Below are 8,959 nucleotides of genomic sequence, written 5' to 3'. Positions count from 1 at the left end.
TTCATCGTCAGATGGGCATCGGCACTCAAGGTTGCGGTGCGGTGGCCGGTCACGGTTCCATCGGTGATCAGATCTGCAGCTGACGTCAGTGTGGTAATATCTGCGGTGAGCGCACCGCGTGTCACCAGATCCCCTGAGCGGGTGACCAGTTCAAGCGTGGTCTCCGCGATCGGACCGTCATCCTTGTCAGCTATAATGTCGCCATCGGCTTCGATGCTGGCGGCTTTGAGGGCGATGGTGCGTGCTGAGATCTCTGAGCCGGTTTCAGAGGAAAAGTTGCCGGTAGCATCGAGCATAACGCTCTTTGTTCCCACAAGCTTTCCGCTGTGCTCAAAGTGTGAGGCCGCGTTAAGAACAAGGTCTTTTGCGCCGATCAGGCCGGTGTTGGTAAAGGCACCTGTTGTTGTCTTCAGCGTTGCTGTCTCATCCGCGCGGATATCGCCGCCATTCACAATAGAGGCAGCGGTCGCGGTGATGGTGTTGGCGTAAAGAGCAGAACCTGAGCTGGTCTGTAACAGATCGGCTGCGCTCAGCGTAGCTGTGTTGCTGGCATCTATCACCCCGGCATGCTCCAGCCCGGCCTGTGAGGTGAGCAAAATGGTGCGCCCTGACAGGTCTCCTGTAATGGAAAGTTTGCCTGATGTGGTGCTTGCCTGCAGCAGGTTACCTGCCTTTACAACCCCAGCAAGAGACACGCTGTGCCCGCTGAGTGTCAGATCGGTGCCGTGCAGTTCAGATCCGTCATTCATCGTCAGATGGGCATCGGCACTCAAGGTTGCGGTGCTGTGCCCGGTCACGGTTCCATCGGTGATCAGGTCTGCGGCAGATGTCAGCGTGACAGCATCAGCAGTTACCGCACCACGTGTGGTCAAGTTTCCTGAGCGGGTGGTGAGAGTAACACTCGTACCCACTTGCGCATCTTCATCAGATCCCGCGATCAAGTCGCCATTGGCTTCAATTTCACCAGCGCTAATTGTTATAGTATCTGCAGAAACTTGCGACCCTTGCGATGAGAGTATCTGTCCATTCGCAGCAAGCCTCGCCGATCTTGCGGCAGAGATCGTGCCGTCAATCCTCATATCAGTTGCAGAAGCTAAGCTGACAGCTGACCCGGTTAGCGTTGCTTTGCTGTTTATCGAACCGGAGCGAGATGTGATGTCCAGGTTGTTATCGGCTTTGATAATGCCTTTCATGGCAGCCGAGCCAACAGTCATCTCGATGTTCCTGGCAAAAAGCTCAGAACCTGTGTCACTTGCGAACTTTCCCGCCACAGATAACTGCGCAGTCTCATCAACGGCTATTTTGCCAGCATTGGTGAAATCTGATTGAGAAGTGAGAGAAAGACTTTGCCCTTTGAGTGCACCGCGATTGGTAATCCCCCCGGCTTTTGCATTAAGGACAAGATTTTTGGCAGCGCTCACATGACCATTGGTTTGAAGTTCTTCTGCGCTAAGGGTGAGTGCGCGCGCTGCAACTGTTGAAGTTGCACCGGTCGTGATTTTACCTTCTGCGTTCAGATCAGCAGAGTTTTCGATTGCAACGTTGCCGTTCAATGAAATGTTATCAGCAGAAGAAACAGTAAGATTTGAGGCACTGATTTTGGCCTGCTTACTTTGTGTCACCGAATTGTTTAAAGAAGTAACGCGCAGATTTCCCTGGCTTTTGAGCGCATTTGAGATTGCAACAAGGCCGGCTCCCTCTAATGTTATTGCTCCACCAGAAATCTCGCCTGCTGCAGTTAAACTTCCTTCGCTTGTGCTCACATAGATGGCGTCATCAGTCTGTGAAACCACGGCACCTTCAAGAAGAATCGGGCCTTTATTGCGGATTGAAATCTTCTTGTGCGCTTTGAGGAGCGGAGTGTGTTTATTAGCTGGCTTACCAACGCTCAGCTTTCCGTTGGCACTCAAAGAGATATTGGTTGCTGACGCCAGCTGGCCATTAAGGCGAACGCCCACACCATTTTCCGTAGCAACCAGTTTGATGGCATTGGCATACATGCCACCAAGCGCGGATACATCAACTGCTAACTCTGGTGTATCCGCACTACCAGATTGTGGGGTGATGCCTTTAACCTCACCGGTTTTGTCATCATAGCTCCAGTCATAGTCAACCTTGTTCGCGCCAGTGACCACATTCAGCTTATCTGCATATACCGCACCATAGAGCGCAGCAGCGCGTGAGATGACATCGACACGAGATCTGTCAGTGGCTAGCAGTCGGCTATCTTGATTAAGCCCGTCGGCCCCGATTGTGACTGTCCCTTTGCGGACATCAAAATCCGCCAAGGCGCCATTTCTGTCAAACCGTGGTTGTCCTGTTGTTAAGGTGGTGCGACCAGTATTGATAAACCCGCAGCCATTACAAGTGATGCCAAACTCATTGGCAAGAATGACATCCATTCGCTCACCGGCAACTTCTAAAACACCGCCGAGCTGTGTCTGATTGCCACCAACCACTTCAGCGATCCAGCTTTTGGCCTCGCTGCCCGTCTTGAGGTTTGGATTGCCTTCAATCCACCCTCCCAGGCGCGTATCTGTAATCGTTGCAGAGTTGTTCAGGATCAGGTCATCTACATTAAACTTCGTGTACCTATCATGTGAAACGCCACTGGAGTTCGGCGTTGAGATATTGATAACTTGTGTGCCATTGCGGGCTTGATCTACATGAGGACGAGGCCCACTGCCGGGATTGAGCGGTCGTACATCTGCGGCATAAACAATTACAGGTTGAAATGTAAGGATAACGCTAAGAAGCAGCGCAATTGACCGTTTGATCTTCTTCAACATTTTCGGAGCTCCCCGGCGCTACAAACCGTAGCAAATCCTCTAAAAAGTATAATTCAAGCTGGCAAAGCCGACAGTCTTGTCAGCCTCAAATGCCGAAACAGTATGTGGTAGATTGCGTTGTGGACGTGATAGTGCGTGGGCCAGCTGCAAATCCAGTGAGATTTTTCCCCCAATTGTGGCAGTGGCACCAAAGTGAGCCCCGACAAGATAATCTTGTGACCACGCACGTAGTTGCGAAGGCTTGATTAGCCCGGCATCAATCCCAGCCTTGAGTTTGAGCTGTAAACCCTCACTGTCAATTGCCTGCCACTCCAGGTTGTTGCGCCAGTAAGCACCCACATCTCCATACATATTGTCTTGATGGAAACCCCGGACCGTTGACCATCCACCAATGGACATCTGTTCTGTACCTGGCAAAATGTCGTGCGAATACTGCCCGGATAAGGTCGTTGAATAGGTGAACGGCGTTGAGGGTATGGGCGCTTCAAGGTCAAGCCTGCCTTGAATGAGATGGAACTGCGGGTCAATAATACTCTGTTTACTGACTTGGGCTCCAAACGCCTTTAGTCCAAATTTAGTTCCCACATCCCATTGCAACTGTACGGCGCCAAGTTTTGTCTCTCCGCGCAGGCCAATCGATCCAGAGCTTAAACGCCTGCGTTGACTTTTGATTTCAAAGCCATCGATATAAGACCAGCTGCGGCTTAATTTGAGGTCACCATAGATGTAATTCTTGGAGAGCTTATCTCGCCATAATAACCGCTCAACTGACAGGTTGGCATAGTGTGAGCGCCCCTTTACGGGAAAACTCTGGTTTATACCTTCGAGCTCGAAGAAATAGCGACTTGCACCACCCTCCAAAGTATAAAGCCAGTTTTTGTAAGGAAGTGAAAAGCGGCCTGAAATACTCTCTGAATATCGTTGCCTGCGCGGATCGAATGGTGTTGCACTGATACGCAGGCTGAATTGGTCATTGAGATTTAATAGATTATCAATACCCAGACTTGCAGCGAACTTGGCCGTCCCTGTGTTGCTGAAGCCGGAATTGTCAATTGATAACCTGCCGTTTAAGGGAAGCGTTTCTTTCACTGCAATCTGTACAAAAGAACCACCAGGTCGCTCTCCGGGGATGAGTTTAAAATCCGCCTTGCTGGAATTGGGGCCATTGAGAGTTTCCAGGCCTTGCTCCATGTCGCGAAGATTTAGCAGCTCACCTCGTCCTGAAGGAAAGGCCATCAAGAGGCGCGCATCAGCTTGCCGTCCATCGGCATAAACATACCCTTCAATGATACCGGGAATAATTGTGATTGTTAATGTGCCCTGGGAGATATCTTGTTTTGGCAGGTAGGCTCTGGTCGTGATGAATCCCAGTTTCTCATAATATGCGTTAACCGCATTCAGCGAACGCACAATGTTCGCAAGAGTAGCGCAGGTTCCGATTAACTCATCATAGCCTTGCGGAGGCTTTCCAAACCGTTCAAAGCCATCGGCGTGAACTTGCTTGATAAGAAAGCATGGGCCACCTTCGGGAATACTGAGCGGATCAGAAGGCATGTCGATCTGTCCTGGATTGCTCCTTTGACTCCGAGCCTGCCGACGCTCATTTTGTAATTTCTGCGCCTGCGCAGCGTCTTCACGCTCGCGGGTGCGCTGCAATTGCTCTTGTGCCAGAGACGGCTGTACTTGAGAAACTGCTGGATATGTTAGGAGCAAGATGCCAACACCCGCCGTACACAAAACCGGGGCAAATTTAAAAGAAGGGTGCGAGAGTAAGGTTTTACACATCAATGCGTGCCTTGCTCTTGCAGGTAGGAATATGCTCTGGTGAAGCCGTACAATGAAATGGGGAAGTCCACGATCTGATCTTTGCGCAGCCAAACGCGAATGTTCGCAATCTGACCAAGTTTGAAGGCTCTCAAAACTGATCCGGTTAACTTGAAACCAGCATGGCAGGCTGTTTCATCGCAAATTTCGAAAAGAGCTTTAAAGGGGTGTTTGTCATCAACCCTGATCACAATGCCCGGTGCGAGATAGACCCCGCTTGGTACACTCATAACAGCATACGATGTGTTGTCAGGACTATGTGAGGTGATAACAATCTTAAATTGCTTCGGGTCGCCCTGTGATGAAGTAGCGGCAGGCGCAAGTTTGCAGACCGCAAGACACTCGACGGTCCAATCAACAAATGGAGTTTGTGTTTTGGCAACTTCAGGAGTGCCAGAAATGGGCTCACTCAAGCTGCCGCTGGCAGATATGACTGCCGCTAAAAAGATAACGAACAAACGAAACATAAATAACCGGAAAGCTAGGCTTATTGGACGGGCTGCACAGGTTTTGCCTTCCATTCACGGGAAAAGGCCTGTGCATCATCAAGCTGCTCTGCATTTAGTTGATTACGAAGTGCTTCACGCAAATCTGCGGCGCCTTCCATAGCGCGAGCTGTAGCAAGGTTCGCATAGCCATAAGCTTTCACTGGATCTTTTTGAACCCCGGAGCCATGAGCATAGGCCTTCGCCAATTCAAACAGGCCTAGTGGGTTTCCAGCTGCGCCAGTATGTGAAAAAAGCTTTACAGCCTGCTCAGGATCTGCTTCAACGCCGGCTCCATCTTTGTAAGCCTGTGCGAGAAGATTGATTGCTGCAACGTGTGATTGAGCTGCTGCCTTATTCCAGTAAGCTACCGCTTGCTCCTCATCAACACTCACTCCCCTTCCTGTCTTATAAAGAAGACCGCAATTGAATTGCCCATCTGGGTCTCCTGCATCAGCGGCTTTACAAATCAGTTCAAAGGCGCGTGTGTAATCTTCAAGAACATATTGACCATTCAGGTGCATGAGACCAAGACGGTTTTGCGCCTTGGCACTACCTTTGGAAGCTGCTGCTGCAAAAAGTTGAGCGGAACGAGAGATATCTTTGTCTGTCCCCAGACCTAGTTCAAATAAACGTCCAATGTAGAACGCGCCATCCGCATCCCCGTTAGTATAAGCCTCCTGAAACTGCTTCACTGATCCTTGAACATCCCCGGTCTCAAGTTTTTCAATACCTGCGGTAACATCGGCGGCGGCAGAGCTGGCATGTGTCGCCATAACAGCAGCAAGGGTAATGTTTCGAAGTAACTTCATCTGAATTATACGCCTACGAGAATTTGCCAAAGCAGAACAAAGCATAAATTAACACAAATCTGTGTCTTATTTTGCAAAAAACATTCAATAAAATTTCAATATATAAGTATTTATATGGGAACGGTGAGTCAAATGATAATATTTAACGTATCCTACGAAGATAAAATTATTTTAATACAGTTATGATAAAATTTTATATTATTTGTCTATATGAATTATTATCAGTCATTCTGAGATTAATACACTTTGTTGTATGCCTGAAATGTTCCAAGATAGCTGAGGTGGAACACAATACGTTACTTTATGAGGCACACATTGCGAAATAATATTCATCTATTGAAAAACAGCACTCCAAGCGTTTGTGAAGAATTGGGTTAGTTCCAACAAAGGTAATGGAATGGACGGCTCCTTCCATTACCTTTGTTGTGAGGAACCGTAAAAGGGACGTAGGGCAGATCCCACGCCCATCAATCATCTGATCTGGTCAGATGGAAAACTTCCACCTGACCAGAAAGGTAATCTCACTTAACGCCTTCCAACACGCGCTGAAGACGGGCACCGTCAGGACTGTCGAGAAGAGTTACCCGTTCCTGGTTCGACTTCCCCGGATTAACCAGCATGTCGAACTTAGCAGTTACTTTGGTTCCTTCCTGAACATTGGAAAATGTGAATCGGATCTGACTGCGCGGTGTCCCATCACTGTAGGAAGCGTGCTGTTTGCGCTCATCGCTGTTTGGGGTGAGGGTCTGTTCCAGGACAAGGGACTTTGAGGATCTGCGAACCACTTTGAAGCCCATTCCCTTGAACTCGTTGATCAATGCATTTTGGGTCTCTGAGGCGGATTTGTGTGTCACGATCCGAGGCGGTTGTTTTGATGAGACGGGAATGGATGTTGTCTGGCAGGCCGCTAAGAGCATGGTTGCGGCAAGAAGAACGAACAGTTTTTTCATGGAAATCTCCGTTTGAATGATCCATCAAGTTGCGATGGGTGGATTGGTATGTGATCTGCAACAGCACAGAGCTTGGGACTGAGTGCGGCTGAGTGAGAACTGACACCCTAAGCGAGTTAAGAACGGCCAGCCGTTAAGGAGGCGAGATCCTCAAAGTTGCCTGAGCGGTCTATGCCGCTCATAATTTGGATGAAGGTTTTTGAGAGCACAGTGCGCTGTTCTTCATTGAGATTTGCCAGCAGGTTTTCAGCTGCTTGCCTGCGGGACTTGACAAGTTCATCAGCTTTTCTTTTGCCCCCGGCCGTGAGCTTCACCTTAACTTGACGGCCCTCACGCTTCATACGCCGGACAAGCTTGCCCTCTTCTAACCGGTCGACAAGCGTTGCCGTTGCGGATTGACTGAGACAGACTTGCTTTGAGATGTACGCAAGAGAGGGCGCTGCTTTTCTCCGCAGAAGTAGCACGATTGCTGCGCAATTTGCTGGAAGCTCCCCATAGGTTTGCACAACTGCATCTTCTAAAGCGGTGCTGACTTCACAAAGCTGGTCGGCAAGATACTTGGCCTGCACTATAAAATACTCCAAATTCAAATTTCAAAACAAAGAGGTGCTGTTCGTTCCCAACATCGCTCAGATCGGTTCATTTCTTCCGTCACAAAAACGGGGGAGAGCGCTGTCAAGGATCGACCCTGAGGCGGGGTATCGCCCACTGGAATGCACTTGCATGGAAGCCGAGCTGCAAACGCGGCCAGCGGTTGCAGCTCGTGTCCTTCTTGCGTGACTTTTGGGCCGGATGTGCCGGCGCAAAAGTCATGCAGGAAGGATGGGGAGGCCTCAGGGCCGGGGAGCGGTAGCTCCCTTGTCCTTGACAGCGATCGGGGGCGAAGTCCCAAATTTTTAAAGTGAAGACTACTCATCGAGGTTTGCCTTGCTGAGCAGGCCAAAAACAGACTTTTGAAGGTGCAGATCCCCGGCCCTGGCTTTTGCCAGACAGCCGCGCACAAAGCCGCCATAGGAATTGATGGTGGTGGCAGAATCGGTACTGCGGCGCTCGGCAATCACGATCAGCGTTGCGGCCGCGCTGCTCCCAAGTTTGCAGCTAACCTCCTGCCATGCTGGTTTTGAGATCCCAAGATATCCTGCGGCCAGTGCCGCGGCCTGGATGACAGAATCCCAATCGGCTCCACCGCTCTTTGAAGCATTGCGGATCATATCGCGCAGCATGGGACTGGCACAGGCTAAAACCTGTTTGAGCGTGATGTGCTCGATGCCAGAGCTCAGGTGCATGGCTTGTGCTGAAGGCGGTTCAAGACCGGGCAGGGGAGGCGAAGTGGACCTGTCCTCATGTGCAATCGGGAGTTGACGTACTGGAGCAGCGCTTCCACGCTCAACTTTCTCAAGAGCCCTTTCCGCGTCAGCGGTCAAAGCAATCTTCAAGTCATTGCCGACCGGCAATGTCCGCTCACTACTTCTTTCGTTAGAAAGTGTTTGTTTTGTATTGTTTGTATTTATGTGTCGGAACTGGATTTCCGACCTGTCGGAAGTTTTCTTCCGACAAGACCTATCTTGGGGAGCGGATTCCGCTGCTGGATCGTCCTCGATCTGGTCAGTGGAAGAAGCCTCACGCACCTCATGAAACGCTGCGATCAGCTGCAAGAACTGCTTGCTCCATTGCAACAGCTGGGTGATGGTCAAGCGTGCCTCGATGCGGCGCGGCAATGACAGCAACAGCTTTTGCGCATCCCCTGCAGCTGGGTGGCCTGGATGCAAGGTCAGCTGCTGTCTTAAGACCTTTTTGTGAAGCTGCAACGTTGTCTTTTGCTGTTTCCAGACAAGGGCGCGCTGCTCCAGTTCTTGCGCCATGCGGTGCAGCCGCTTGTAACTTGGAGAGTATTTAAAAGTGTGGGGCAATCAGGCGGCGAGTTTGTCGATTACCGGATCTTTCGCTTCAGATTTCATGCCGGGATACCATTGTTCAAACTTCTGCCTGAGTGTTCCGTCCAGTGCCCGTGTGCGAGTTTGGAGCAAGAGATGAGCACCTGACTTTGACCAGCGCATCTGCTGTTTTTTGCCAAAGCGCTTGCCGACAACCGCATTAAC

The 8,959-nt window shown here is 50.3% G+C and carries 7 protein-coding genes and 1 pseudogene; all 8 read right to left on the bottom strand.

All coding sequences use genetic code 11. The features are described from left to right. Positions 1–2,789: two-partner secretion domain-containing protein (locus tag PsWM33_RS07860; protein WP_193778376.1), on the bottom strand; the 2,789-nt coding region annotated here is incomplete at its 3' end. A 39-nt stretch (positions 2,790–2,828) separates the two neighbouring features. Continuing rightward, positions 2,829–4,574 (bottom strand): ShlB/FhaC/HecB family hemolysin secretion/activation protein, encoded by a 1,746-nt coding sequence (locus tag PsWM33_RS07855; RefSeq protein WP_063299806.1) that lies wholly within the window; start codon positions 4,572–4,574, stop codon positions 2,829–2,831. Further along, positions 4,574–5,026 (bottom strand): invasion associated locus B family protein, encoded by a 453-nt coding sequence (locus tag PsWM33_RS07850; protein WP_193778375.1) that lies wholly within the window; start codon positions 5,024–5,026, stop codon positions 4,574–4,576. Before PsWM33_RS07850 ends, PsWM33_RS07855 begins: the two co-directional genes overlap by 1 nt. Positions 5,027–5,100: 74 nt before the next feature. After that, complete coding sequence (locus PsWM33_RS07845; protein WP_063299804.1) at positions 5,101–5,910, bottom strand: tetratricopeptide repeat protein; 810 nt, start codon at positions 5,908–5,910, stop codon at positions 5,101–5,103. A gap of 521 nt (positions 5,911–6,431) precedes the next feature. Then, a complete protein-coding gene (locus tag PsWM33_RS07840) occupies positions 6,432–6,860 on the bottom strand; it encodes a hypothetical protein (protein WP_063299803.1) in 429 nt (142 codons plus the stop codon). A 116-nt stretch (positions 6,861–6,976) separates the two neighbouring features. Continuing rightward, positions 6,977–7,429 (bottom strand): hypothetical protein, encoded by a 453-nt coding sequence (locus tag PsWM33_RS07835; RefSeq protein WP_063299802.1) that lies wholly within the window; start codon positions 7,427–7,429, stop codon positions 6,977–6,979. 339 nt (positions 7,430–7,768) lie between these two features. Beyond that, positions 7,769–8,722, bottom strand: a complete 954-nt coding sequence (gene repC, locus PsWM33_RS07830) for a replication initiation protein RepC (protein ID WP_063299801.1) — start codon at positions 8,720–8,722, stop codon at positions 7,769–7,771. A gap of 48 nt (positions 8,723–8,770) precedes the next feature. Next, positions 8,771–8,959, bottom strand: a pseudogene (locus PsWM33_RS07825) (ISKra4 family transposase); the annotation flags it as partial.

This window comes from Pseudovibrio sp. WM33, assembly GCF_001623165.1.
Classification (GTDB): domain Bacteria; phylum Pseudomonadota; class Alphaproteobacteria; order Rhizobiales; family Stappiaceae; genus Pseudovibrio.
The sequence above is the reverse complement of the archived record's forward strand: the minus strand, read 5'-3'. Positions and strand labels throughout refer to the sequence as shown.